At 70.9% G+C, this 24,628-nt stretch carries 22 protein-coding genes; 11 read left to right on the top strand and 11 right to left on the bottom strand.

Annotated elements, in window-relative coordinates:
- Position 1 precedes the first annotated feature (1 nt).
- The 6 genes from lepB (K8625_RS20360) (at position 2) to K8625_RS20335 (ending at position 6,666) form a co-directional block, all read left to right on the top strand.
- A complete protein-coding gene (gene lepB / locus K8625_RS20360) occupies positions 2 to 1,258 on the top strand; it encodes a signal peptidase I (protein ID WP_223747433.1) in 1,257 nt (418 codons plus the stop codon).
- Between the two features lie 74 nt (positions 1,259 to 1,332).
- Entirely contained in the window at positions 1,333 to 2,580 is a 1,248-nt protein-coding gene (gene lepB / locus K8625_RS20355) for a signal peptidase I (RefSeq protein WP_223783642.1), read from the top strand.
- Positions 2,581 to 2,666: 86 nt separating this feature from the next.
- Entirely contained in the window at positions 2,667 to 3,560 is an 894-nt protein-coding gene (locus K8625_RS20350; protein WP_223747435.1) for an aspartate carbamoyltransferase catalytic subunit, read from the top strand.
- Entirely contained in the window at positions 3,557 to 4,861 is a 1,305-nt protein-coding gene (locus K8625_RS20345; protein WP_141323313.1) for a dihydroorotase, read from the top strand. Before K8625_RS20350 ends, K8625_RS20345 begins: the two co-directional genes overlap by 4 nt.
- Positions 4,861 to 5,985: a glutamine-hydrolyzing carbamoyl-phosphate synthase small subunit gene (carA, locus tag K8625_RS20340; RefSeq protein ID WP_223747436.1), complete on the top strand. Its 1,125-nt coding sequence runs from the start codon at positions 4,861 to 4,863 to the stop codon at positions 5,983 to 5,985. The genes K8625_RS20345 and carA overlap by 1 nt, the downstream gene beginning before the upstream one ends.
- A 15-nt stretch (positions 5,986 to 6,000) precedes the next feature.
- Positions 6,001 to 6,666 (top strand): hypothetical protein, encoded by a 666-nt coding sequence (locus tag K8625_RS20335; RefSeq protein ID WP_223747437.1) that lies wholly within the window; start codon positions 6,001 to 6,003, stop codon positions 6,664 to 6,666.
- Positions 6,667 to 6,685: 19 nt separating this feature from the next.
- On the opposite strand, the gene pyk is transcribed toward K8625_RS20335, so the two are convergent.
- The 3 genes from pyk to K8625_RS20320 form a co-directional block, all read right to left on the bottom strand.
- Positions 6,686 to 8,086 carry a pyruvate kinase gene (pyk, locus tag K8625_RS20330; RefSeq protein WP_223747438.1) on the bottom strand — a complete coding sequence of 467 codons (1,401 nt, stop codon included), beginning with the start codon at positions 8,084 to 8,086 and terminating at the stop codon, positions 6,686 to 6,688.
- Positions 8,087 to 8,235: 149 nt separating this feature from the next.
- Positions 8,236 to 9,021: a bifunctional nuclease family protein gene (locus K8625_RS20325; RefSeq protein WP_223783641.1), complete on the bottom strand. Its 786-nt coding sequence runs from the start codon at positions 9,019 to 9,021 to the stop codon at positions 8,236 to 8,238.
- Between the two features lie 102 nt (positions 9,022 to 9,123).
- Entirely contained in the window at positions 9,124 to 9,501 is a 378-nt protein-coding gene (locus K8625_RS20320; protein ID WP_194869028.1) for a hypothetical protein, read from the bottom strand.
- A gap of 81 nt (positions 9,502 to 9,582) precedes the next feature.
- On the opposite strand from K8625_RS20320, the gene K8625_RS20315 reads away from it, so the two are divergent.
- Positions 9,583 to 11,397 (top strand): long-chain fatty acid--CoA ligase, encoded by a 1,815-nt coding sequence (locus tag K8625_RS20315; RefSeq protein ID WP_223783640.1) that lies wholly within the window; start codon positions 9,583 to 9,585, stop codon positions 11,395 to 11,397.
- An 89-nt stretch (positions 11,398 to 11,486) separates the two neighbouring features.
- On the opposite strand, the gene K8625_RS20310 is transcribed toward K8625_RS20315, so the two are convergent.
- From K8625_RS20310 to aroF, 8 genes are all read right to left on the bottom strand, one after another.
- Positions 11,487 to 12,788 (bottom strand): citrate synthase, encoded by a 1,302-nt coding sequence (locus K8625_RS20310; protein ID WP_223747441.1) that lies wholly within the window; start codon positions 12,786 to 12,788, stop codon positions 11,487 to 11,489.
- A 77-nt stretch (positions 12,789 to 12,865) separates the two neighbouring features.
- Positions 12,866 to 14,155, bottom strand: coding sequence for a 3-phosphoshikimate 1-carboxyvinyltransferase (locus tag K8625_RS20305; protein ID WP_223783639.1), 1,290 nt, complete (start codon positions 14,153 to 14,155; stop codon positions 12,866 to 12,868).
- Positions 14,152 to 15,222 (bottom strand): 3-dehydroquinate synthase family protein, encoded by a 1,071-nt coding sequence (locus K8625_RS20300; protein WP_223783638.1) that lies wholly within the window; start codon positions 15,220 to 15,222, stop codon positions 14,152 to 14,154. Before K8625_RS20300 ends, K8625_RS20305 begins: the two co-directional genes overlap by 4 nt.
- A complete protein-coding gene (gene aroC / locus K8625_RS20295; protein ID WP_223783637.1) occupies positions 15,219 to 16,238 on the bottom strand; it encodes a chorismate synthase in 1,020 nt (339 codons plus the stop codon). The genes K8625_RS20300 and aroC overlap by 4 nt, the downstream gene beginning before the upstream one ends.
- Entirely contained in the window at positions 16,235 to 17,506 is a 1,272-nt protein-coding gene (locus K8625_RS20290) for a shikimate dehydrogenase (protein WP_223747445.1), read from the bottom strand. The genes aroC and K8625_RS20290 overlap by 4 nt, the downstream gene beginning before the upstream one ends.
- The gene (locus K8625_RS20285; protein WP_223747446.1) at positions 17,503 to 18,048 is read right to left on the bottom strand and encodes a shikimate kinase; all 546 of its coding nucleotides are present in this window, start codon (positions 18,046 to 18,048) and stop codon (positions 17,503 to 17,505) included. Before K8625_RS20285 ends, K8625_RS20290 begins: the two co-directional genes overlap by 4 nt.
- Positions 18,049 to 18,085: 37 nt before the next feature.
- Entirely contained in the window at positions 18,086 to 18,775 is a 690-nt protein-coding gene (ubiE, locus tag K8625_RS20280) for a bifunctional demethylmenaquinone methyltransferase/2-methoxy-6-polyprenyl-1,4-benzoquinol methylase UbiE (protein WP_141323327.1), read from the bottom strand.
- The gene (gene aroF / locus K8625_RS20275; protein ID WP_223747448.1) at positions 18,772 to 19,677 is read right to left on the bottom strand and encodes a 3-deoxy-7-phosphoheptulonate synthase; all 906 of its coding nucleotides are present in this window, start codon (positions 19,675 to 19,677) and stop codon (positions 18,772 to 18,774) included. The genes ubiE and aroF overlap by 4 nt, the downstream gene beginning before the upstream one ends.
- Positions 19,678 to 19,793: 116 nt before the next feature.
- On the opposite strand from aroF, the gene K8625_RS20270 reads away from it, so the two are divergent.
- Genes K8625_RS20270 through K8625_RS20255 form a run of 4 tightly spaced genes read left to right on the top strand, consistent with a single transcriptional unit; the run spans position 19,794 to position 24,628 of the window.
- Entirely contained in the window at positions 19,794 to 21,104 is a 1,311-nt protein-coding gene (locus K8625_RS20270; protein ID WP_223783636.1) for an isochorismate synthase MenF, read from the top strand.
- Positions 21,088 to 22,857: a 2-succinyl-5-enolpyruvyl-6-hydroxy-3-cyclohexene-1-carboxylic-acid synthase gene (menD, locus tag K8625_RS20265; RefSeq protein ID WP_223783635.1), complete on the top strand. Its 1,770-nt coding sequence runs from the start codon at positions 21,088 to 21,090 to the stop codon at positions 22,855 to 22,857. Before K8625_RS20270 ends, menD begins: the two co-directional genes overlap by 17 nt.
- Positions 22,848 to 23,708: a 2-succinyl-6-hydroxy-2,4-cyclohexadiene-1-carboxylate synthase gene (menH, locus tag K8625_RS20260; protein ID WP_223783634.1), complete on the top strand. Its 861-nt coding sequence runs from the start codon at positions 22,848 to 22,850 to the stop codon at positions 23,706 to 23,708. Before menD ends, menH begins: the two co-directional genes overlap by 10 nt.
- Positions 23,705 to 24,628, top strand: coding sequence for a 1,4-dihydroxy-2-naphthoate polyprenyltransferase (locus K8625_RS20255; protein WP_223747452.1), 924 nt, complete (start codon positions 23,705 to 23,707; stop codon positions 24,626 to 24,628). Before menH ends, K8625_RS20255 begins: the two co-directional genes overlap by 4 nt.

The following is a 24,628-nucleotide window of genomic DNA, read 5'->3' as shown; positions in this document are numbered from 1 at the left end:
CATGAACGCCGCCAGTCCTTCGGCCACCCCTCCCGCGAAGCTGGCGTCCGTGATGGCGGCCCGGCGCACCCCCGAGCAGGTGCGCGCCCGGCGCACGCTGGTGTGGCGGGAGATGCTCACCAGTCTGTGGGCCCCGCTGTGCATCATCGCCATCGTCCTGTTCCCGTACACGGTGCTCATCGAGTACGTGCCCACGGCGGCCTCGTGGGCGCAGCCGGCGATGAAGGGGCTGGGGCTGTTGATGGTGGCGTACTTCGCGGCGCTGCTCGTGTGGCGCAACGTGTCGCCCAAGGAGAAGCAGCTGCGGCGCCTGCGGCACGAGGCGCACGAGCTCATCTCGGAGAACGAGCGCATCCTCCAGAAGCCGGGCGTGCGGGAGAAGGTCTCCCCGGCGGTGGCGGAGCAGATCGCCGAGCAGGCGCTGAAGGTGGAGGGCGCGTCGGCGGCGGGTGACTCGGACGCGCTGGTGCGCGAGGTGAAGGCGCTGGAGGCGCTGACCACGCAGCACCTGGGGGCGTTCCGCAAGGAGTCGGCGGCGGACTTCGTGGGCGGCTTCGTGAAGATGCTGCTGGTGGCGCTGGTGTTCCGCACCTTCATCGTGGAGCCCTACCGGATTCCGTCCGGCTCCATGCTGCCCACGCTGCAGATCGGCGACCAGGTCTTCATCAACAAGTTCATCTACGGCGTGCGTGTGCCGTTCGCCAACGTGGTGCCATTCGTCATCGTCCGCCCCCCCGCGCGCGGCGACGTCATCGTGTTCAACAACCCCGTCAACGAGGCCACCGACTACATCAAGCGTGTGGTGGGCGTGCCGGGCGACACGGTGGAGATGTACGACGGCGTGGTCCACATCAACGGTCAGCCGCAGGCGCGCCAGCTGGTGGACGGCGAGTACATCGTCCACAACATCACCGACAGCGGCCAGTGGTACGACCAGCAGGAGGCGCTCTACCAGGAGAGCCTGAGCGGCGTGCCGCACAGCGTGCTCCAGACGCCCACGCGCATGCCCCGCCACGAGGGCCCCTACGTCGTCCCCGAGGGCCACGTCTTCGTGATGGGCGACAACCGCGACAACAGCTCCGACAGCCGCCACGGCCTGGGCGTCACCGGCTATGGCCGCACGGAGTTCGTGCCGTACGGCCACATCAAGGGCAAGGCCATGGTGGTGTGGCTGTCCCTGGGCTACCACGGCCTGTTCCACGGGCTGTTCGGCGGCACCGGCCTGCGGTTGGACCGCTTCTTCGAGCCCGTGCGCTGACGTCGCCCGTCCCGGGTTGACGGGAGCTCCTGGCAATCGTTCCCCTCGTGGTTCGTAGAGGGGAGCGGTCGACCATGCGCTCCTCGAGTCCCTCCGCTGTGTCCGTGGTGTCGTTGCCCTCCCTGATGGCGGCCCGGCGCACCGTCGCGCAACGGCAGGCCTACCAGCGGCTCCGGTGGCGAGAGCGGCTCACCAGCTTGTGGGCCCCGGTGCTCATCATCGCCGCGGCGCTGTTTCCGTACATGACGCTCATTGCGTACGTGCCCTCGGCGGCGAGCTGGGCACAGCCGCTGATGAAGGGGCTGGGGCTGCTCATGGTGGCGTACTACGTCGTCCTCTGGGGCCGGCGTGGCGTCCAGCCCACCTGGTTCCAGGCCCGTCGCGCCGCGCGCGAGCAGCTCGACGAGAGCGAGCGGGCCCTGGCCCGGGCGCAGGCGAAGCAGGCATTGGCCGTGGGGACGGGCGAGCTCTTCGCCGAGCAGGCGCTGAAGGTGGAGTCAGCCTCGGTGCGCGGGGACGCGGACGTGCTGCACGGAGAGGTGAAGCTCCTGTCGGCCCTCACGGAGCGGCACCTGGGCGCCTTCCGCAAGGAGTCCACCGTGGAGCTCTTCGGCGGCGTGGCGAAGTTCCTGCTCATCGCCCTGGTGTTCCGCACCGCCTGCGTGGAGCCCTATCGGATTCCGTCCGGCTCCATGCTGCCCACGCTGCACATCGGCGACTTCGTCCTCATCAACAAGTTCATCTACGGCGTGCGCGTGCCGTTCGCCAACGTGGTGCCGTTCGTCATCCTGCGGCCCCCGGCCCGAGGGGACGTCGTCGTGTTCAACAACCCCGTCGATACGTCCGCCGACTACATCAAGCGCGTGGTGGGCGTGCCGGGCGACACGGTGGAGCTGTTCGACGGCGTGGTGCACATCAACGGCCAGGCGCAGGCCCGCCAGCTCGAGGACCCGGAGTTCGTCGTGCACGACCTCGCGGAGGGGACGTGGTTCGAGCGACAGGAGGCGCTCTACCGGGAGGACCTGGGAGGTGTGTCGCACGCGGTGCTCCAGACGCCCACGCGGACGCCTCGCCACGAGGGGCCCTACGTCGTCCCCGAGGGCCATGTGTTCGTCCTGGGCGACAACCGGGACAACAGCGCCGACAGCCGCCACGGGCTGGGCAGGCCCGGGGGCTACGGCGAGCCGGCCTACGTCCCGTATGGCCACATCAAGGGCAAGGCGCTGGTGATGTGGCTGTCGGTGAGCCACGGTGGTCTGTTGCACGGCCTGTTCGGCGGCACCGGTCTGCGGGTGGACCGCTTCTTCGAGCCCGTGCGCTGAACCACACCCAGGGGGGCGAGCGACCCGCCGTCCCTCGGACGGTGCTTGACGCGCCGCACGGCCCGGGGTACGCGGCGGCCCCGGCCATGAGACACCTCCTTGGAATCGAAGGCTGGCGCCGGGACGAGCTCGAAGCGGTGCTCGACAGGGCGCGTGCGCACCTGCCCGGTGGCCCGGATGCCACCCACACCCTGCGCGGCAAGGTCGTCGCCAACCTCTTCTTCGAGGACTCGACGCGCACTCGCACCTCGTTCCACATGGCCGCCCGCGGCCTGGGAGCGGGCGTGCTCAACTGGAGCCCCTCCGGCTCGTCCACCTCCAAGGGCGAGACGCTGCTGGACACCGCCCGGAACATCGAGGCGACGGGCCCCGTGGCCATCGTCATGCGGCACCGCTCGTCGGGCGCGCCGCACCTCGTCGCCAGGCACGTGCGCTGCGCCGTCATCAACGCGGGCGACGGCACCCACGAGCACCCCTCCCAGGCGCTGCTGGACGCCTTCACCCTGCGCCAGCGCTGGGGCGGCCTGGACGGCCGCACGGTGCTCATCGTCGGCGACATCCTCCACAGCCGCGTGGCCCGCTCCAACCTCTGGTGCCTGAAGGCGCTGGGCGCGCGCGTGGTGTTCTGCGGTCCGCCCACGCTGATGCCCCCGGGGCTGGCGGAACTGGGCGCGGAGGTGACGCACAACCTGGACGCCGCGCTGCCGCAGGCGGACGCGGTGATGTGCCTGCGGCTGCAACTGGAGCGGATGGGCGAGGCGTTCCTGCCCTCCACGAAGGAGTACTCGCGGCTGTTCGGCCTCACCGCCGCGCGCGAGGAGCGGATGAAGGCGGGCGCGCTGGTGATGCACCCGGGCCCCATCAACCGAGGGCTGGAGCTGGCGCCCTCGGTGGCGGACGGTGCGCGCAGCGTCATCCTGGAGCAGGTGTCCAACGGCGTCGCCGTGCGGCGGGCCATCCTCGAGGTCTGCACGTCATGAGTGCCACGGTGCTTTTCCGCAGAGGCCGCGTCATCGACCCGCGCAACGGCGTGGATGGCGTGCGCGACGTCCTGGTGCAGGACGGCAAGGTGGCCCAGGTCTCCGACGCGCCGCTGTCCGCGCCCGCCGGCGCCGAGGTGGTGGACGCCGACGGCAAGTGGGTGCTGCCGGGCTTCATCGACCTGCACGTGCACCTGCGCGAGCCGGGCGAGGAGGGCAAGGAGACGGTGCTAACCGGCTGCCGCGCCGCCGTGGCCGGAGGCTTCACCGCCGTGGTGGCCATGCCCAACACCAAGGTGGTCAACGACAGCGGGCTCGTCACGGAGCTGGTGCTGTCGCGCGCCCGCGCCGCCAACCTGTGCCACGTGTACCCCGCGGGGGCCATCACCAAGGGCCTCAAGGGCGAGGAGCTGGCGGAGACGGGCGAGCTCATCTCCTCCGGCTGCGTGGCGATCACGGACGACGGCCGGCCGGTGATGAACGCGGCCCTGATGCGCCGCGCGCTCCAGTACGCCACGCAGTTCGGCGTGCCGGTGATGGTGCACGAGGAGGACCTCACGCTGTCCGCCGGTGGCGCCATGCACGAGGGGCCCACGTCCACGCGGCTGGGCCTGCGCGGCATCCCCGCGTCCGCCGAGGTGGCCATGGTGGCACGCGACCTGGTGCTGCTCGAGGAGACGAAGGGCCGGCTGCACATCGCCCACGTGTCCTGCGAGGGCAGCGTGCGGCTCATCCGCGAGGCCAAGCGCCGGGGCCTGTTCGTCACCGCCGAGGTGACGCCGCACCACCTCATCCTGGATGACCGGGCGGTGGGGGACTACGACACGCACGCGAAGATGGCGCCGCCCCTGCGCGCGGACCGGGACGTGGAGGCGCTGCGCGAGGCCATCGTCGATGGCACCATCGACGCCATCGCCACGGACCACGCGCCCCATGGCGTGCTGGACAAGCAGGTGGAGTTCGAGAAGGGCATCAACGGAATCGTGGGGCTGGAGACGGCCCTCGGGTTGACGATGGAGCTGGTGCACGCGGGGCGGCTGGACGCGAAGCGGGCGGTGGAGCTGCTCTCGCACGGCCCGGCGAAGGCGTTCGGCCTGCCGGGCGGCCACCTGGCCCCCGGGGCTCCGGCGGACATCACCGTGGTGGACCCCTCGGAGGAGTGGACGGTGGATGCCCACCGGTTCTATTCCCGCAGCCGGAATACCCCCTTCCATGGCCGTAAGCAGAAGGGACGCGTGGTGCAGACCTGGGTTTCTGGCCGGAAGGTGTACGCCGACGGTCAGGTGAAGGAGTCGCGGTGATGACGAAGCGGGCAGTGCTCGCCCTGGCGGATGGCACCACCTTCGAGGGTCGCGCTTTCGGCGCGGTCGGCGAGACGGTGGGTGAGGTGGTCTTCAACACGTCCATGTACGGCTACCAGGAGATCCTCACGGACCCCTCGTACGTCGGGCAGATCGTCACCATGTCCTACCCGGAGATGGGCAACGTCGGCACGACGCCGGAGGACGAGGAGGCGGGCAAGCCGCACGCGGTGGGCATGGTGGTGCGCGCCCTCGCGAGCCAGCCCTCCAACTGGCGCTCGAAGGAGTCGCTGGACGCGTACCTGAAGCGCCACAACGTCGCCGGCATCGAGGGCCTGGACACCCGCCGCCTGGTCCGCCACCTGCGCACCCACGGCGCGCAGATGGGCGTCATCTCCAGCGAGGGCCTGTCCCCGAACGCCCTGGCCGAGCGCGCCCGCACGGCGCACGGCATGGAGGGCCTGGACCTGGCCACCGGCGTGTCCACCAAGACGCCGTACACCTTCACCGCGCCCTCGCCGGACGTCTTCACCGGCATCGGCGAGGCCCACCCCCAGGGCGAGCCCCGCTTCGACGTCGTCGCGTACGACTACGGCCTGAAGAAGTCGATGCTGCACTTCCTGGTCGACGTGGGCTGCCGCGTGACGGTGGTGCCGTCCCACACCACGGCGGACGAGGTGCTGGCCCGCAAGCCCCACGGCGTCTTCCTGGCCAACGGCCCCGGAGACCCGGCGGCGGTGAAGGGCGCGGACCGCACGGTGGCGGCGCTGCTGGGCAAGGTGCCGGTGTTCGGCATCTGCCTGGGGCATCAGATCATGGCCCTGGCGCTGGGCGGCCGGACGTACAAGATGAAGTTCGGCCACCGCGGCGGCAACCAGCCCGTGAAGGATTTGACGACGGGCAAGGTGGAGATCACCGCGCAGAACCACGGGTTCGCCGTGGACGACGCCAGCCTCAAGGGCAAGGCCGTGGTGACGCACATCAACCTGAATGATGGCACGGTGGAGGGTCTGGCCGTCCCGGACGCGCGGGCCTTCAGCGTGCAGTACCACCCCGAGGCCTCTCCGGGCCCCCACGACGCACGCTATCTCTTCGGCCGCTTCGCGAAGCTGATGGCGGGGTAGGATCTACCACCCAATATGGACTCCCCGCTGTCACCGCTCTCCTACCAGCCGTACCTGGACCAGCTCATCGCCTTCGGCAGCGCGGAGTCCCGGAAGGAGGACCTCCTCGCGGCCAAGGCGGAGTACTTCCGCCTGACGGGAGAGGTCTTCGAGGACGACAAGCTCTTCGAGCTGCGCATGGCGTCGTTCCTCGACTTCTACCTCTACGACCGCGTCTCGCCGCTCACTGGCAAGACGCCGGCCGCGGAGTTCTACGAGCAGCGGCTGGCCAACACCCCGCCCGAGGAGGCCAACGCCTTCCGCAGCTTCACCGAGACGGTCCACGGGCTCTTCGAGGTCCGCAAGCTGGCCAAGGGCCTGGTGCGGCTGCGCGAGCTGTACTCGGGCAAGGACTTCGACGTGACGGAGCGCCGCCACATCGCGGGGCTGGAGACGGGCGACATCCTGGAGGCCCGGCTCATCCCCTTCGGCGGGCACCTGCTGTTCTCCGCCGCCTTCTGCTACCACCCGCGCGTGGCGCTGAAGTCCATCAAGGCCGAAGTCAAACGCCGCAAGAAGAAGGAGCCGCAGCGCACCCCCAACGAGCTCGTCTGGGAGTGCGCCCGCCGTGCCCTCAACATGGACCGCTACCGCCAGCTCTCCGTCGAGAAGATCTACGACTTCGAGCAGAAGGTGCTCTGACGACGCGCGTCCACCGCGCTCACACGCGGTGGATGCTCATCAGGTTGGTGTTGCCGGGGATGTTGAGCGGCACGCCCGCGACGACGACGACGGGCGCGCCCTCCTCGCAGATGCCCTCGCGCAGGCACAGCTTTCGCACCTGGCCCAGCATCGCGTCGGTGGAGCGCACCCGGCGCACCTGCAGCCCCGTCACGCCCCAGTACAGCGACATCCGGTTGACGGTGGTCTCGCTCGGCGTCAGCGCGATGATGCGCGCGTTGGGGCGGAACTCGGAGATGAGGCGCGCGGTGTGGCCGCTCTCCGTGTACGCGACAATCGTCCCGATGTTGAGCTGACCGGCCGCCGCCACCGCCGCCGCCGCCACGCCCGTGCCCAGATCCTCCGAGCGCTCGAAGGGGGAGTGGTGCTGGTGGCGCGTCACGCCGCGCTCCGTCTCCTCGACGATGCGGGCCATGGTGGCCGCGGCCTCCGTGGGGTAGCGCCCCGCGGCCGTCTCGCCCGACAGCATCACCGCGTCCGCGCCGTCGAGAATCGCGTTGGCCACGTCGGACACCTCCGCGCGCGTGGGGCGCGGGTTGCCCACCATGCTCTCCAGCATCTCCGTGGCGACGATGACCAGGCCGCCCATCTGGTTGACCACCTTCACCATGTGCTTCTGGATGGCGGGCAGCTGCTCCAGCGGCATCTCCACGCCCAGGTCCCCGCGCGCCACCATGATGCCGTCCGCGGCGCGGGCGATGGCCTCCAACTGCTCCACGGCCTGGGGCTTCTCAATCTTGGCGATGAGCGGCGTCTTGTTCTTCGCCACGTGCTTGCGGGCGCGGTGGATGTCCTCGGCGGTGCGCACGAAGGACAGCGCCACGTAGTCCACGCCCACCTCCTGGCCGAAGGCGAGGTCCGCCTCGTCCTTGGCGGTAATCGTGGGCACGGACATGGGCGAGCCGGGCAGGTTCAACCCCTTGTGGTCCTTGAGCAGGCCGCCCACCTCCACCTCGCACAGCACGTCCTGGCCGGACACCTTGCGCACCCGCAGGCGCACCCGGCCGTCGTCCAGCAGGATGGCGTCCCTGGCCGCCACGTCCTTCACCAGGGACTTGATGGGGGTGGGGATGATGGAGCCCTGGCCCACCACGGCCCGGGTCGTCACCGTGACGCGTTGGCCCGGCTTCACCACGAGCTGTCCTCCCTCGAACTTTCCCAGGCGGATCTTCGGCCCCTGGATGTCCTGGAGGATGGCCACCGGCAGCTTCAGCCGCTGGGCCGCCTTGCGGATGAGGGACACCCGGTGGCGGTGCTCGTCATGCGTGCCGTGCGAGAAGTTCAGCCGGGCCACGTTCATGCCCGCGCGGATGAGGCCCTCGATGGCCTCCAGCGAGCTCGTTGCGGGCCCCAGGGTGCAGATGATCTTCGCCTTGCGCATAGGTGCGCGCATCCTAGGCGCCCGGGTGCGTGGCTTGACAGCTTCGCGCTCGGGGGACTAACTCTTCGCGTCCAAGTACCGAGCTTCAGCAAGAAAGCCCGGCTTCCCTGGGAGGGGGGGCCGGGCTTTCTCGCGTCCAACGGGGCGCGTCACAGCTCGAGGGTCTTCCCCGAGCCCTTGGGCGCGCCCAGCGGCGGGTGGCCCGGCGGCAGCACCTCCGCGTCCATGTCGATGGGAGGCGCGCTGCCCGGGGCGGGCATGCCGGGAGGAGGCAGCGGGGCGGGCTCGTCCATCAGGCCTCCCGGGCCGCTGCCACCCACGCCGGGGCCACCCTCCTGGAGGGATTCGATCTCCTCGCGGCTGATGCCCGCGAGCGTGAGCACCTTGCGCGTGACGCGGATGCGCGCGTGGCTGGTGAGCGCCATGGCGATGGAGTCCGAGGGTCGGGCCTCCAGCGTCATCTTCTTCGCGCCCTGCTCCAGGAAGACGCGGCCCGAGTAGACGTTGTCGCGCAGGTCGTCGATGCGGACCTCCGTCACCTTGCCGCCCAGCTCGTCCACCACGTTGTCCAGGAGGTCCTGGGCCAGCGGCTGCGGCGGCTCGCGCTTGGCCAGGCGGAAGGCGATGGAGACGGCGGAGGCCTCGTCCACGAAGACGGGCAGCACCACCTGGCGATCCTTGGTGGTGAGGACCACCGCGTGCGTCTGGGCCTCCATCAGCGGCACGACGTCCTGGACTTCCAGTTCGACCAGCTCCGAGCAGGCCTTGGGGTCGCCCCCGTGCTCGGTGATGCAGGGTTGCTCGGTGGCGCCAGGCAGGGTGGCGGCGACAGCACCGGGCGCCGTGAAGGCGGGGAGCAGCAACGTCCCCCCCAGCGCCAGCAACAGCGCCGAGAGGGGGGCGAAGAAGAAAGTGGCGCGGTTGGGTGTTCTCACACCCTGAAGCTACGCACCCGCACCCCTGTCGGGAGGGTACGGCTTCCGCCCGGTTGCCCTGGGCGCCACGAACCGGCCGCCCGGAGGGCAAGGGAGCGAACGTCAGCGGCGCTCGTCGTCCTCGTCCTCGTCGTCGTAGTCCTCTTCGTCGTCGACGTCCTCGTCCTCATCCTCGTCGAGGTCGTCATCCTCGTCCTCGGAGTCCTCGTCCTCGTCTTCATCCTCGTCGTCGAGGGTGTCCGCGACGTCCTCCGACTCCAGCGTCATGGAGACGGCGAACTTCTTGTCGAGCACGGCGATCTGCGCGCGCATCTCCGAGAGCGCGGCGACGAAGTCCTCCGTGAGATTCGCGGGCGCCTTCGCGTCGCAGTGGGGACAGACGATCTTCTCCGTCCCCTCGATGAGGTCTTGAACGTCAAGCTCGAAGCTTGCCTCGCACTTCTGGCAGGTGAAGTCGATGCTCATGGTCGGGCGCGGCATACAAAGCCCTCCAACCAGCTGTCAACGTCCGCGAAAAGGGGGCGTGGTGGTGAGGGCCCTACATCCGGTAGCGTCCGTCGGATGGACCTCCCGAAGACGATGGTGCATGCCCTCCATGACCGGGCCGCGCAGCATGAGCATCGGCCGGCCCTCTGGACGCGTCGAGGACGCGCCTATGTCCCCACCTCCTGGTTCGAGTACGCCCAGAAGGTCAAGGCCTTCGCCCTGGGCCTGAGGAGCCTGGGCTACGGCGCGGGCCAGCCGCTGGGCATCATCAGCTTCAACCGCGAGGAGTGGCACGTCGCGGACCTGGCCGCCATGGCCATGGGCGGGGTGCCGGTGGGCCTGTACACCACCAGCGCGCTCGAGCAGCTCGAGTACATCCTGGGCCACTGTGAGGCCACCGTCCTCGTCGTGGAGAACGAGAAGCACCTGGCCACGGGCCTGGCGCTCAAGGCCCGGCTGCCCAAGCTGCGCCACATCATCGCCCTGGACGTGCCGGAGGGGCCCCTGCCCGAGGGCGTGTGGCGCTACTCGGAGGTGCTGGCGCGCGGCACGGGCGTGGACGACAAGCCCTACTGGGACAGCGTCAATGCGCTCCAGCCGGAGGCGCTGTGTACGCTCATCTACACCTCCGGGACGACGGGCCACCCCAAGGGGGTGATGCTCAGCCACCACAACATCGCCTGGACGTCGCGCCAGCTCATCATGGCCGTGGAGTTCGGCAAGCAGGACGGCGTCATCCTCTCGTATCTGCCGCTGTCGCACATCGCCGAGCAGGTCATCTCGCTGCACAGCCCGCTGATGCTCGGCGTCCAGGTGTACTTCGCCGACTCGGTGGAGGCGATGCCGGGCAACCTCAAGGACGTGCGCCCCACGTTCTTCTTCGGCGTGCCCCGCGTGTGGGAGAAGTTCCGGGCCAAGGCGGAGGAGGGCCTGCGCTCCCAGCCCCCGCTCAAGCGCCGCATCGTGTCCTGGGCGCGCGGCGTGGCGTCCGAGTACCACTCCCGGGCCCAGCGCCACGAGCGCATCCCCGTGACGCTGGACGCGCAGTACAAGCTGGCGCAGCGGCTGGTGTTCGAGCCGCTCAAGGCCCGCATCGGCATGGAGCGGGTGGACTTCTTCGCCACCGCGGCGGCGCCCATCGCCCGGGAGGTGCTGGAGTTCTTCGCCTCCATCGACATCTTCATCCACGAGGTGTGGGGCATGACGGAGGTGTCCGGCCCCGGCACCGTCAACACCCAGGAGGCCACGCACCTGGGCACCGTGGGGCGCGCCATGATCGGCGTGGAGGTGCGCATCGCCGAGGACGGGGAGATCCTCGTCAAGGGCGGCAACGTGTGCATGGGCTACTACAAGAACCCGGAGGCCACCGCGGAGCTGCTGGAGGGCGGGTGGCTGCACTCGGGGGACGTGGGGCAACTGGACGGCGAGGGCTACCTGCACATCACCGGCCGCAAGAAGGAGATCATCGTCACCTCTGGCGGGAAGAAGACGGCCCCGGGAAACATCGAGGAGCTGCTCAAGTCGCTGCCCGCGGTGGGCCACGCGGTGGTGGTGGGCGAGCGGCGCAACTACCTGGTGGCCCTGCTGGCGCTGGACGTGGAGAAGGTGCGCGCCCTGGCGAAGGAGAAGGGCTGGCCCGAGGACGTGGGCACGCTCGCCCGCGACGCGCGCCTGCGCCAGCTGCTCCAGGAGAAGCTGGACCGCGACATCAACCCGAAGCTGTCCCGCTTCGAGACCATCAAGCGCTTCGCGGTGCTGGAGCAGGAGCTCTCCGTGGACGCCGGTGATTTGACGCCCACGCTGAAGGTCCGCCGCAAGGCCGTGGAGCAGAAGCACGTGGCGCTCATCGAGTCGCTCTACGCGGAGCTCGGCGCGGCCCACACGGGCTGAGGCGGTGCGGGGCAGGGTGGCCCGCAAGCAGAAAGGGGCGGGAACCTCTTGGGTCCCTCGCCCCTTCTCACCTCACGGAGGACCGCGGCCTACTTCGCGGCGCGCTTGTCCATGGGGACGTAGTCCCGGCGCTTCTGGCCCGTGTAGACCTGGCGCGGACGGGCGATCTTCTGCTCGGAGTCCAGGACCATCTCCTCCCACTGCGCGCACCAGCCCACCGTGCGGGGGATGGCGAAGAGGACGGGGAACATCTCCGCCTGGAAGCCCATCGCCTCGTAGATGAGGCCGGAGTAGAAGTCGACGTTCGGGTAGAGCTTGCGCTTGACGAAGTACTCGTCCTGCAGCGCGATGCGCTCCAGCTCCACGGCCAGCTCCAGCAACGGGTTCTTGCCCGTCACCTCGAAGACCTCGTCCGCCACGCGCTTGATGACCTTGGCGCGCGGATCGTACGACTTGTAGACGCGGTGGCCGAAGCCCATCAGCTTCTTTTCGCCCTCGCCGCTCTTCACCGACTTGATGAAGTCCGGGACCTTGGAGATGTGGCCGATCTCACGCAGCATGCGCAGCACCGCCTCGTTGGCGCCGCCGTGCAGCGGGCCGTAGAGGGCGCCGATGCCCGCCGTGACGGCCGAGTACGGGTCCACTTCCGACGAGCCCACCGTGCGCACGGACGTCGTCGAGCAGTTCTGCTCGTGGTCCGCGTGCAGGATGAAGAGGACGTCGAGCGCGCGCTCGAGCACCGGGTGCACCTTGTAGGTGGTGGTGCCGATGCGCTTCACCATCGCCAGGAAGTTGGCGACGTAGGACAGGTCATTGTCCGGGTAGATGTAGGGCAGGCCCATCGTGTGCCGGTAGGAGAACGCGGCCAGGGTGGGCATCTTGGCGATGAGCCTGGTGATCTGGATGCGGCGGCTGAGCGCATCCTTGGTGTTCTTCGCGTCCGGGTAGAAGCTGGACAGCGCGGCCACGGTGGAGCCCAGCATGGACATGGGGTGCGCGTCGTAGCGGAACCCGTCCATGAAGGACTTCACGTTCTCGTGCACGAACGTGTGGTGCGTCACCAGGTGGACGAACTGCTCCAGCTCCTTCGGGGTGGGGAGCTCACCGTTCAGCAGGAGGTAGGCGACCTCCAGATAGCTGGACTTCTCGGCCAGCTGCTCGATGGGGTAGCCGCGGTACTCCAGGATGCCCTTGTCACCGTCGATGAAGGTGATGGCGCTCTTACAGTTCGCGGTGTTGAGGAACGCCGGGTCGTAGCCCATCAGACCGAAGTCATCGTCCGAGACCTTGATCTGGCGGAGGGCGTTGGTGCGAATACAGCCGTGCTCGACCGGGACCTCGTACGTCTTGCCGGTCCGATTGTCGGTGATCGTCAGCGTGTCCTTGGGCATGGGCGGAGATTTCACAGGGCGCAGATCGCTTTCAACAAAAAAGAACGATAAGTCGGTGAGGGAGACACTGATGTTTCCTACGGGGACGCTGAAATGCGGACGCCCGAGCGGGTGAGCTGACGCCAGAAGCCCGGAAAGCTCTTCTCGACACACTCGGGGCCGGTGAGGACGAGGGTCACTCCGGACAGCACGCTCAGGGTCGCGGCCGTCATGGCGAGCCGGTGGTCACCCCGGCTGTCCATCTCGAAACGGGCGGGCGGCGTGGACGGGGGCGTCACGAGGAGGGTGTCATCCTCCAGCTCCGCCTTGCCGCCGAAGGCCGTCACCAGGTCCCGGATGCCTTCCAACCGGTCGCTCTCCTTCAGTCGGAGGATTCCGACGTCCGTGAGCGTGGAGGGCGCGGGGAGCACACAGGCGAGCGCCGCCAGGGTCGGCAACAGGTCCGGGCACTCCTTGCCCGAGGCCCGCAGGCCGCCCGTGGGCCGTCCCGTCACCTTCAGGACGTGCGCCTCCGACGCGGGTTCGGTCTTCAAGCCCACCTGCTCGATGAGCCGGAGGATGGCCTGGTCCGGATGGGCGCTGGCCGTGTCCGCGCGCTCCACGGTGCCGCCGGCCTTCCAGGCCACGAGCAGCAGGTAGCCCAGCGAGGACCAGTCGCCCGGGAGCGTGGGGACGCTCGGCGGCGGGGTGTGGCCGGAGACGGTGTAGCGGGAGGCGGACTTCTTCAGCTCGAAGCCGAAGCGCTCCAGCCACGTCAGCGTGAGGTCCAGGTAGCCCGCGCTCGTCAGCGTGCCCTCGATGTCCACGCTCCACGCGCGGCGCTCGCGCAGGGACAGCGCCGCGCAGCCCAACAGGAGGCTGGAGGCGTACTGGCTGCTCTGCGAGCCGGGGACACGGAACACGGGCTCGACGGAGGACGTGTCCGTGGGCGCGGTGATTTCCACCGGCCAGGGCTGTCCCTCGGTGAGGGTGAGCCCCGCGGGGCCGAGCGCGTCCTTCAGCGACGTGAAGAGCGGCCCGTGGGGACGCTCGCCCAGGCGAGGGGTGCCGCTGAGGCGCACGCGCGCGCCCGGCGTCACCGCGACCTGGGTGGCGAGGATGCGGAACGGGGCGCCACCGTCGGCGCAGTCCACGTCTCGCACGGGGCCGGCCGGGAGGCGCAGGGCCTCCACGCCCCGGCGCAGCACGCGCACGTCGGCGGGCAGGTCCTCGTCGGACTCGGCCTGCACGGAGGGCAGGGGCCAGGAGCCGGTGAGGTGGCCCAGCACCAGCGCCCGCTGCGCGTCCGACTTGGACACGGGCGGCGTGAGGGGCGAAGCCTTCAGGCCCGAGGTCTCCACCACGATGCGATGGGTGCTGGCGCTCACGGGCGCACCCCCTTCGTCCACGCGGGCCACAGCGCGCGCCACGTCTCCGGGCCCACGTCGCGGACCTCGGTGGCGCCGATGGCCGTCAGCAGCACCATGCGCAGCTCGCCCTTGGCGCCGGCCTTCTTGTCGGCGTCGAGCAGGGTGGTGATGGTCTTGAGCGATGCGGGGCGCAGCAGCTGGGCCACGCGCTCGCGGCCGAGCACGCCGGGGCCGTTCTCCAGCGCGGCCTCCGCCTGGGCGGCGATGGGCTCGGGGGTGACGCCCAGGTGGCGGCCCACGTCCAGGGCCAGCAGGATGCCCAGCCCCACCGCGTCGCCGTGCGACAGCTTGAAGTGGGACACGCTCTCCAGCACGTGGCCGAAGGTGTGGCCGAAGTTGAGCACCCGGCGCAGGCCCTGGAACTCGTACGGGTCCTGGGCGCAGACCTTCTCCTTGAGCCCGCGCGCGTGCTTGACCAGCCTCTCCAGCGCGGGGGGCGTGCGCGTGTAGCGGCGGAACAGGGCCGCATCCAGGCTGATGACCATCTTCCACGCCTCGAGCGAGCCCTCCCGCACCTGCGTGGGCGACAGCGAGGCGAACAGCTCCGGGCAGATCCACGACTCGTCGGCGTAGTGGAAGACGCCGGCGGGGTTCTTCACCACGCGGCCCTTCACGGTGAGGTCCACCGCGCCCTTGCCGCCGAGGCTGCTGTCGACGGCGGCGAGCAACGTGGTGGGCACCTGCACCAGCCGCACGCCGCGCTTGAGCAGGTGCGCGGCCACGGTGGAGACATCTCCCACGGTGCCGCCGCCCACGGCGACGAGCGTGCCCGAGCGCGGCAGGGACAGGCCCGCGGCGAGCACCTTCTCCAGCGCCGCGAAGCTCTTGGCGCTCTCACCGCCCACCAATTGGACGATGGCGCGAGGCGCGCGGGCCTCGAGCGCGGGGAGGAGCGTCGGGTGGAGCCTGGCGACGGTGCGGTCCACCACCGCGAGGCTTCCCTCGGGGAGGCGCCTGGCGAGTCGGGTGAAGGGTCCCCAGCGATCGTTGGGTGGACGGTAGGCGCCGGGAGGGTAGGGGGTCATAGGGTGTTGGGGCGTGCGTTCATCTGTTGGACGAGGTCTGCGATGACCAGGGACACCATGGACTCCAGCACCGGGACGGCGCGGGGCATGATGCACGGGTCGTGACGGCCACCCTTCGCGTGGTCCGCCAGCGTCGCTGGGGGTTTGAAGTAGGCGCGGACCTGGAGCGGCTCGCCGTTGGTGAGCCCGCCCTGGATGCCGCCGTAGACGTCCTTCACGGAGTGGAACCGGGTGCCCGGCTGACCGATGCGCTGCATCAGGTCCGGCGGTCCCCAGACGACGCCGGTGACGGCGCCCACGCTGCCCAGGGCCTGGGCGATGAGCGCCTTGATCTTCCCGAAGATGGGCTCGCCCAGTCCCACCGGCAGGCCCTCCACGCGGATGTCGATGGAGCCGCCCAGGCTGTCTCCGGCCTCCTTGGCGGCGAGGATGCGGCGGGACATCTCCTCGCGCACCGCCTCATCGGGGCAGCGCGTGGGGTGTGCGTCCACCATGGCGCGCGTCAGGCCCGGGGCGGGCACGGAGGCGACGAGGTCGCCCACCTGGGACACGTACGCGACGGTGCTCAGGGTGGGCATGTCCCGCTCCAGGTACGCCTCGGCGATGGTGCCGCCGATGACGCGGCAGAGCGTCTCGCGGCCGCTGGTGCGCCCGCCGCCGCGGTGGTCGCGGTGCTTGTAGCGCTCGCGCCACACGGCGTCCGCGTGGCCGGGCCGGTCCACCTGCTTGAGCTCCTTGTAGTCACCGGAGCGCTGGTTGGTGTTGCGGACGATGGCGGCGATGGGCGTGCCGAGCGTCTTGTCCTCGAACACACCGGAGAGGATCTCCACCTGGTCCGGCTCGTTGCGGGGTGTGACGAGCGCGGACTGGCCCGGGCGGCGGCGGTCCAGCGCGGCCTGGATGCGAGCGCTCGTCAGCGGCACACCCGCGGGGCAGCCGTCCACCACCGCGCCGAGCGCGGGGCCGTGGCTCTCGCCAAAGGTCGTCAAGCGAAAGAGGACGCCGAAGGTGTTCATGTCGCGGTCTCCCAGAGCTGGCGCTGTCGCCGGGCCTGCGCGACGAACCACGCCGCACCCAGCAGGACCGGGGTTCCGCCGCGCCGCGTGATCTCCGCCGCGATGCGTCGGCCGGGCGCACCGTACGCGATCACCGCGACGCGTGCTCGCTCGAATCGCAGGGAATCCGGTGGAGCCACCCGGTCCGGCCAGGTCCACACGACGGCCCCCGTCACCGGCCCCTGGATGTCGGCGCGCCGCAGGACTCGCAGCGCCTGGCCACGCTCGGCGGCCACGGTGCGCAGCGCGGAGGTCGCCCCGCCGTCGCCCAGGATGACGACGTCCTTCGCGTCCAGGCGCTCCAGGACCTTCCGGGCGCCCTCGGTGTCGGTGTTGAAGGACTCCCACTGGGAGCCCCGGCGGACCAGGGTGTTGATGGCGTCCAGCGACGAGCCGGTGTGCTTCGCGAGCCGCAGCTTGAAGGGGCTGGTGACGGCGAAGCCGCCGTAGTGGGGCACGAGCGAGTCGAGCACCGCCTCGACGGGTCCGTCCTCGGGGAGGTCGATGCGGTCGAAAGGCTGGCGGTGGATGCGGGGCGAGCGGGAGTGGGTGATGGCCGTCCCGAAGATGCCCAGGCGCAGGGGGGCGGGGAGCGTCGTGCGGTCCGCGCCCCTCCACTCGCGCACGGCGTCGTCGAGCAGCCGCTGTCCCGGCGCCGCGGCCCAGGAGCCGCCCGCGGCCACGTAGTCGAGCAGGTTGTTGCGCGCCAGTACCGCGCGCGCCGGCAGCGCCACCGCGCCCATGCCGAGCACGGTGACGCGCGACACGCCGAAGCGCTCGCCCAGCTGTCGCTGCGTCTCCAGCAGCACGGAGAGGTGGGCCGGGTCCGTCATGGGCTCCACGTGCTTCACCAGCGCGTCGGCGGGCAGCTCGCGCGACCACAGCGCGAGCGCTTCATCGGTGGTGAGCTGCCGGTCCGCGTGGTGCGACGCGAGCAGCTTGCCGGAGGGCGCGTCGAGCGGGCCCTTCTGCCCGGTGGCGTCCATCAGGTCCCGGTCCACGCGCCACGCGGCGGCGACCCAGGCGGGAGGAAGGGGCTTGCCACGCTCGGACACGAGCAGCGGGAGCACGTCCGCGAGCGCGGCGGCGTCCACGGCGTCGGGGGCGTGCAGGTCGGTGCGAATCTCCAGCACGTCGGCGCCGCGACGCTGGCACCCCCGGGCGAAGTGCACGGCGTCGGGGCCGAGCAGGGTGGGGGGCAGCGTCACGATGCGCCGGGCGGGCGTCACAAGACCTCCTCGGGATGCAGGCAGCCCCGGAGGAAGTCCACCAGGGCGACGGTGGGAACGCGGGCGTGCAGCGCCTCGCGCTCGCGGAAGATGGAGGCGATCTCCTCTTCCAGGGAGACCTCCGGTCGCAGCCGGGGGCGCGTCCGGTCCGTGAGCAGCCGCTCGCGGTAGGTCTCGAACGTCACGGGGATGATGAGGGTGAAGGTGCCGGCGAGCGCGTCCGGGTGATGCGACAGGAACCCGCCGCCCACGGCCACGAGCCCCCCGGGGGGCAGCTCCAGCAGCGCGCGGCGCTCGGCGGCGCGGAACTCGGCGGGGGCCTGGGCCACCCAGGTGCGCAGCGGACGTCCGTGCGTCTTCTCCAGGTGCGCGTCCAGGTCCACGCCCGTGCGCCCGAGCAGCCGGGCCACGCGGGGCAGCAGCGTGGACTTGCCGGCGCCCCGGTGGCCACCCAGCACCACGGTCTGCCCCGCAGCGGGACGGGGCGTGGGCCCCGGGCGCGTGAGGGCGTCCCTCAGTGCCGGCCTGAGCCGGGGATCCACCGAGGAGAGGACATTCTCGACGAGGTGTTGCCGCGGCTCAGCGGACGAGGCCGACATACACGTTCGCCGTTCCGAACGTCAGCGGATGCGCGCTTCGCTCCGCATAGGCGCCGGACTGGTCCATCAGCGACAGGAAGCGCTCCCCCGCGGGGAACGCCGCCGACGTGCGGGGCAGGTACTCATACGCCGCGCGGTTGCCGGTGAGCAGGCCGCCCACCGTGGGCATCACCGTCTTGCTGTAGAAGCGGAACAGCGCGCCGAAGACGCCCGTGGGCTGACCGAACTCCAGCACGACGACGCGGCCGCCCGGCTTCACCACGCGGCCCATCTCGCTCAGGCACTTCACCGGGTCATCCACGTTGCGGATGCCGAAGGCGATGGACGCCACGTCGAAGCGGTTGTCCTCGAAGGGCAGGTCCATGGCGTCGGCCACCTGGAAGTCCACCTGGAGCCCCGCCTTCGCCGCCTTGGCGGGGCCGCTCTCCAGCATCTCCGCGCAGAAGTCGGTGCCAATCACGTGGCCCGTGGCGCCCACCTTGCGCTTGAACGCGAGCGCCAGGTCACCCGTGCCGGAGGCGCAGTCGAGGACGCTGTCCCCCGGCTTCGCCTGGCTCAGGCGCACCGCCGTCCGTCGCCACAGACGATGGATGCCGAACGACAGGACCTCGTTCGTCACGTCGTACTTCGTGGCGATGGAGGAGAACATCTGACGGACTTCGGTGCTCATCTCGCCCTCACGACCTGGGCCGGACTCTCCGGCCGCCAAAGATGTCGACCCACCGCGTCTAGCACGGGTGGTAGCCGCTGCATCAACGTTTGGAAGCGCTCCGGCGTCAGCGCCTGGTTCCCATCGCACAGCGCCTGCTCGGGCCGGGGATGGACTTCAATCAGCAGCCCGTCCGCGCCCGCCGCCGCGGCGGCCAGGGACATGGGCAGGATGAGGTCCACCTGCCCCGTCGCATGGGACGGGTCGACGATGACGGGCAGGTGCGTGCGCTGCTTGGCCCAGGCGACCGCCGCCAGGTCCAGCGTGTTGCGCATCTCCGTCTCGAACGTCCGGATGCCCCGCTCGCACAGCATCACCTGCTCGTTGCCGCCCTCGAGCACGTACTCCGCCGCCAGCAGCCACTCCTGCAGCGTCGCCGACAGGCCCCGCTTCACCAACACCGGCCGGCGCACCTTGCCCAGCGCGCGCAGCAGCGAGAAGTTCTGCATGTTCCTCGCGCCCACCTGGAGGATGTCCGAGGACTCCGCCATGAAGGGAATCTGCGCGGTCTCCATCACCTCACTGATGATGGGCAGCCCGTGGCGACGGCCCGCCTCGGCCAGCAGGTGCAGGCCGGGCTCGCCCATTCCTTGGAACGCATAGGGACTGGTGCGGGGCTTGAACACGCCACCCCTCAGCACGTGGGCGCCCGCCTGGGCCACGGCGGCGGCGGTCCGGTCCACCTGCTCCAGACCTTCGACGGCGCACGGCCCCGCCATCACCACGAACCCCGGTCCACCCACCTCCACCGAGCCCGCACGCACCCGCGTGCCCTCGGGACGGAAGGCTCGGAGCACACGCCGCGCGCCCGTCTCCTTCCCGGCCACCGCCGGCGCGGATTCGTCTGGCTGCTTGCCTCCCACGAGCCCTCCCATCCACCGAGTTCAAGAGGTTTTGAACTCCTTGGTGCATGTATAGCCGTTATGGCTTAGAAGACAACCGAAGGTGATTTCAGGGCAGTCGCGGATGAGGACCGCTGATGAAGACGCTCAATCCCGTTGAGGGCCAGCGCTGGGTGGCCGGAATGATGCCCCTGGCGGCGGTGGATCCACTCTCCGGAGCGGATTCGCTGGGCGTTCCGACGGTGTATTGGGAGCGGCCCCTGGCGCGCGAGGCGGCGGCGGGCTGGGGCGAGGCGGCGGTCGTCGAGGCGACCGTGCCCGCACAGGTCCCCGCGGTGCTGGGCTCCTTGAGTGACCTCTCGTTGCGGTGGTTGGGCCCGGCGCCGTCCGACATGCCGGGGCCCTGGTTCGGCGGGCTCCGCTTCGGCGCGGCGGGGGTGGTGGACGAGGCGTGGGCCGCGCATGGCGTGGCGCGCTGGACGCTGCCGGAGGTGCTGGTGTGGCGCACCGGGAGCGGGCTGGCCGTGGCCGCGTTCGCACCGGAGGCGCGTGGGGGCGAGGACGTGGTGCGCTCGCGGCTCGAGCGGGTCCGCGCGCGCTTCTCCGAAGGGTATCGGCACGCGCGGGGCGCGGAGGTCGCGCTCACGGTGGTGTCGTCGCGGCCGGAGTTCGAGGCGCGTGTGGAGCGGGCGCTGGAGGCGATTGCCTCGGGACAGCTCCAGAAGGTCGTGCTGGCGCGGCCCGTGGATGTGGAGGCCGCCGAGGCGTTCGACGTGGTGGACGTGCTGGCGAGGCTGCGTGAGCAGAACCCGCGCTGCGCCACCTTCTTGTTCCGCGCGCTGGACGGGACGTGCTTCCTGGGCGCGACGCCGGAGACGCTGTGTCGGGTGGAGGGCCGGGCGCTGGAGACGGAGGCCCTGGCGGGCACCGCGGCGCCGCGCGAGGCCGAGGGGTTGCGAGGACAGGACAAGGACGCGCGTGAGCACGCCGCGGTGGTCCGCTACATCCTCGCGGCGCTGCGCACGCTCGCGGACGAGGTCCACTCCGACGCGGAGCCCCAGCTGCTGGCGTTGAAGAACGTGGTGCACCTTCGCACGGGCATTGGCGCGCGGCTGCGCGAGGGGGTGTCGGCCGCGCAGGTGGTGGAGGCGCTGCATCCGACGCCGGCGGTGGGCGGGACGCCTCGGGAGCGCGCGTTGTCCTTCCTGGTGGAGCACGAGGGGCTGGACCGGGGCTGGTACGCGGGGCCGGTGGGGTGGGTGGGGCCCGAGCGGGCGCACCTGATGGTGGGGCTGCGCTCGGCGCGGGTGCGGGGTGCTCGCGCGCGGTTGTACGTGGGTTGCGGAATCGTGGCCGGCTCCATCGCGGAGGCGGAGTGGCGGGAGACGGAGATGAAGAGTCTGGCCGTGTTGCGTGCGTTGGGAGGCGGGGATGTCGGGCGACAGTAATCTCAACCTGCTGTGGGCTCGCGCGCTCGTGGAGGAGCTGGTGCGCGGCGGCGCGCGACACGCGGTGGTGTGTCCGGGCTCGCGCTCCTCGCCGCTGGCCATCGCCTGCGCGCGCGCGGAGGGCCTTCGCACCTGGTCCGTCATCGACGAGCGGAGCGCGGCCTTCTTCGGGTTGGGGCTCGCGAAGCAATCGCGCACGCCGGTGATCCTGGTCGCGACGAGCGGCACCGCGGGCGCGCACTTCTACCCGGCGGTCATCGAGGCCTCGCTGTCCCAGGTGCCCCTCATCGTGCTCACCGCGGACCGACCGCTGGAGCTGCAGGGGTGGGGCGCGGCGCAGACGGTGCCGCAGGCGCGCTTCTATGGTGAGCACGCGCGCAGCTTCACGGACGTGGGCGTGCCGGAGTCGAGCGACGTGGCGCTGTCTCACCTGCGCGCGACCGCGGCCCGCGCCGTGGCCACCTCGCTGCGGGCCCCTCGGGGCGCCGTGCAGCTCAACGTGCCCTTCCGCGAGCCGCTCGCGCCGGTGACCGAGGCATATGGTGAGGAGCGCCTGTCCGCGCTCGCGAAGCACGGTCGCCCGGGGATGCCGTTCACGCGCATCGCCGCGCCCGCGCCGGTGCCGGACGCGGCGGTGCTGGAGTCGGTGCGCCAGCGCGTCGCCGCGACGGAGCGGGGTGTCATCGTCTGCGGTCCTCGCGACGAAGTGGACGGCTTCGCCGAGGCCATCTCCGCGCTGTCGCAGGCCACGGGCTACCCGGTGCTGGCGGAGGCCACGTCCCAGGCTCGGTATGGCGGCGGTCCGCTGACGCTCTCGCACTACGACGCGATGCTTCGTCACGCGCCGTTCGCCAGGGCGCATCGGCCGGAGCTGGTGCTGCGGTTCGGGGGGGGGCTGACGCCCAAGGTGCCGCAGCAGTGGCTGGACGGCTCGGGCGCGGACATCGTGCTCTTCAGTGACGGGGGGGCGCTGTTCGACCCCGCGCACCGCGCGGCCACGGTGGTGGAGGGCTCGGCAGTGGCGGCGTGTGCCGCGCTGGCGAAGGGCGTGAAGCGGAGCGTGGGCCGGTGGACCCAGGGCTTCCTCGCCGCGGAGCGGATGGTGCGCGGCGCGTTGGAGACGGCCTTCGCCGAGCGACCGGATTTGCTCAGCGAGCCGCGCATCGCTCGCGAGGTGGTGGCCGCGCTTCCGGCCGAGGTCCCGCTGTTCGTCTCCAGCAGCATGCCCATCCGGGACGTGGACGCGTTCGCCCCGGCGAGTGGTGTGCCGCTGCGCGTGCTGGCCAACCGGGGCGCGAATGGAATCGATGGCATCATCTCCAGCGCGCTCGGTGTCGCGGCCGCGGCGTCGCGTCCCGCCGTGCTGCTGACGGGGGACCTGGCGCTGCTGCACGACGTGGGCGCGTTCGTGACGGCGGCGCGCTCGCGCGTTCCGCTCACGGTGGTCGCGGTGAACAACGACGGTGGCGGCATCTTCTCGTTCCTGCCCATCGCGCAGGCGGCGAAGCCGGACGAGTTCGAGTCGCTGTTCGGCACGCCGCACGGCGTGGACCTGTCGCACGCGGCGGCGCTGGGTGGGGCTCGGCTGCATCGGCCCACGACGCCCGCGGCGCTGCGAGCGGCGGTGCGTGAAGGACTGGAAGGCGGCCTGCACCTGGTGGAGGTGCGCGTGGACCGGGCCGCGAACGTGGATGACCACCGGCAGCTCTTCGCGAGAATGGCCGCCGCACTCGGAGAGGGACCATGGGCGTGACGCTGGCGTACGAGACGTGGGGCGAAGGCCCCCGACCGCTCGTGCTGCTCCACGGCTTCACCGGGAATCGCGGCTCTTTCGACGGGCTGAAGCCGCTGATGGGCCGCTCGGTGAAGGCCATCGCGGTGGACCTGCCGGGCCACGGCGCCACGCCGCTGCCCGAGCGGCGCGGACGCGATGGCTTCCTCGAGACGGTGGACGCGCTCGTGTCCCTGGTGGACTCGCTGGGGCTGGGCACGGTGGACCTGCTGGGGTACTCGCAGGGCGCGCGCGTGGCGCTGGCCGCGGCGGTGCGCGCGCCGGACCGCTTCGGTCGGCTCATCATGGAGAGCGGCTCGCCCGGGCTGCACCGTCGTCAGGAGCGCGCCGAGCGGCGGGAGTCGGACGGGCAACTGGCGGCCTTCATCCGCGCGAAGGGCGTCGACGCCTTCGTGGAGCGCTGGGAGGCGCTGCCGCTGTTCGACTCCTTGCGCGCCATGCCCGCGGAGCGGCGGGAGCGACTGCGGGCCCATCGCCGGGCCTGCACGGCGGAGGGGCTCGCCGGAGCGCTGGAGTGCCTGGGGCTGGGCGTGCAACCCGATTACTGGTCGGAGCTGCACCATCAGCGCCTGCCCACGCTGCTCTTGACGGGGGCGAAGGACGAGAAGTTCACGAACACGGCGCGGCGGATGGCGGCGGAGCTCCCGGTGGTGTGGCGACATGCCTTCGCGGACTGCGGCCACGCGCCCCATCTGGAGACGCCAGAGGAGTACGTCCGCGAGGTGCTGGGCTTCCTGCAGACGCCCTGGTACGAGGCGCCCCAGTTCGAGGCGGCCGCCACGGGGGCGGACCCTGGGAGGATGAGTCCGTGAGCACGTCGGTTCCTGGCGCACCGGTGTCCCTGTCGAAGCCTCGTCCCACGGTGAAGACGTGGTTGATGGCCGTGCGTCCGAAGACGCTGACGGCGGCGCTGGTGCCCGTGCTGGTGGGGACGTCGCTCGCGTTCGGCCTGGGCGTGGGGCGACTGCTCCCGGCGCTCGCGGCGCTGGTGGGTGCGGTGCTCATCCAGATCGGCACCAACTTCATCAACGACTACTACGACTTCAAGAAGGGCGCGGACACCCACGAGCGCCTGGGCCCCGTGCGCGTCACGCAGAGCGGGCTCATCGCGCCGGGCACGGTGTTGATGGGCGCGGCGGTGTGCTTCATCGCGGCGACGGCGGTGGGCGCCTATCTGGTCGCGGTGGGCGGCTGGCCCATCGTCGCGATTGGACTCGCGTCGCTGCTCTGTGGCTACGCGTACACGGGTGGGCCGTTCCCCTTGGGGTACAACGGCCTGGGAGACCTGTTCGTCTTCATCTTCTTCGGGCTGGTCGCGGTGACGGGGACGTTCTACGTGCAGGCCGGCACGGTGCATCCGGCGGCGTGGTGGGCGGCGATCCCCGTGGGGGCGAGCGGCACCATGCTCATCGTGGTGAACAACCTGCGCGACGTGACGACGGACGTGAAGGCCGGCAAGCGGACGCTGGCGGTGCGCTGGGGCACGACGGCGGGCAAGGCGGAGTACGTGTTGTTGCTCGCCGCCTCGTTCGCCACGCCTGTCGCGATGTACGCGCTGGGGTACGCGGCACCCTGGGTGTTCCTGTCGTTCCTGAGCCTCCCGTTGGCGGTGCCTCCGCTCCAGCGCGTGATGCGCGAGCAGGGGGCGGCGCTGAATCCCGCGCTGGGCGGCACCGCGCGCTTCCAGCTCATCTTCGGAGTGCTGTTCGGGCTGGGCCTGTACCTGCGATGA

This window comes from Myxococcus sp. AS-1-15 (assembly GCF_020037055.1).
Taxonomy (GTDB): Bacteria; Myxococcota; Myxococcia; order Myxococcales; family Myxococcaceae; genus Myxococcus; species Myxococcus fulvus.
This window is presented reverse-complemented; position numbering and strand designations above follow the sequence as displayed.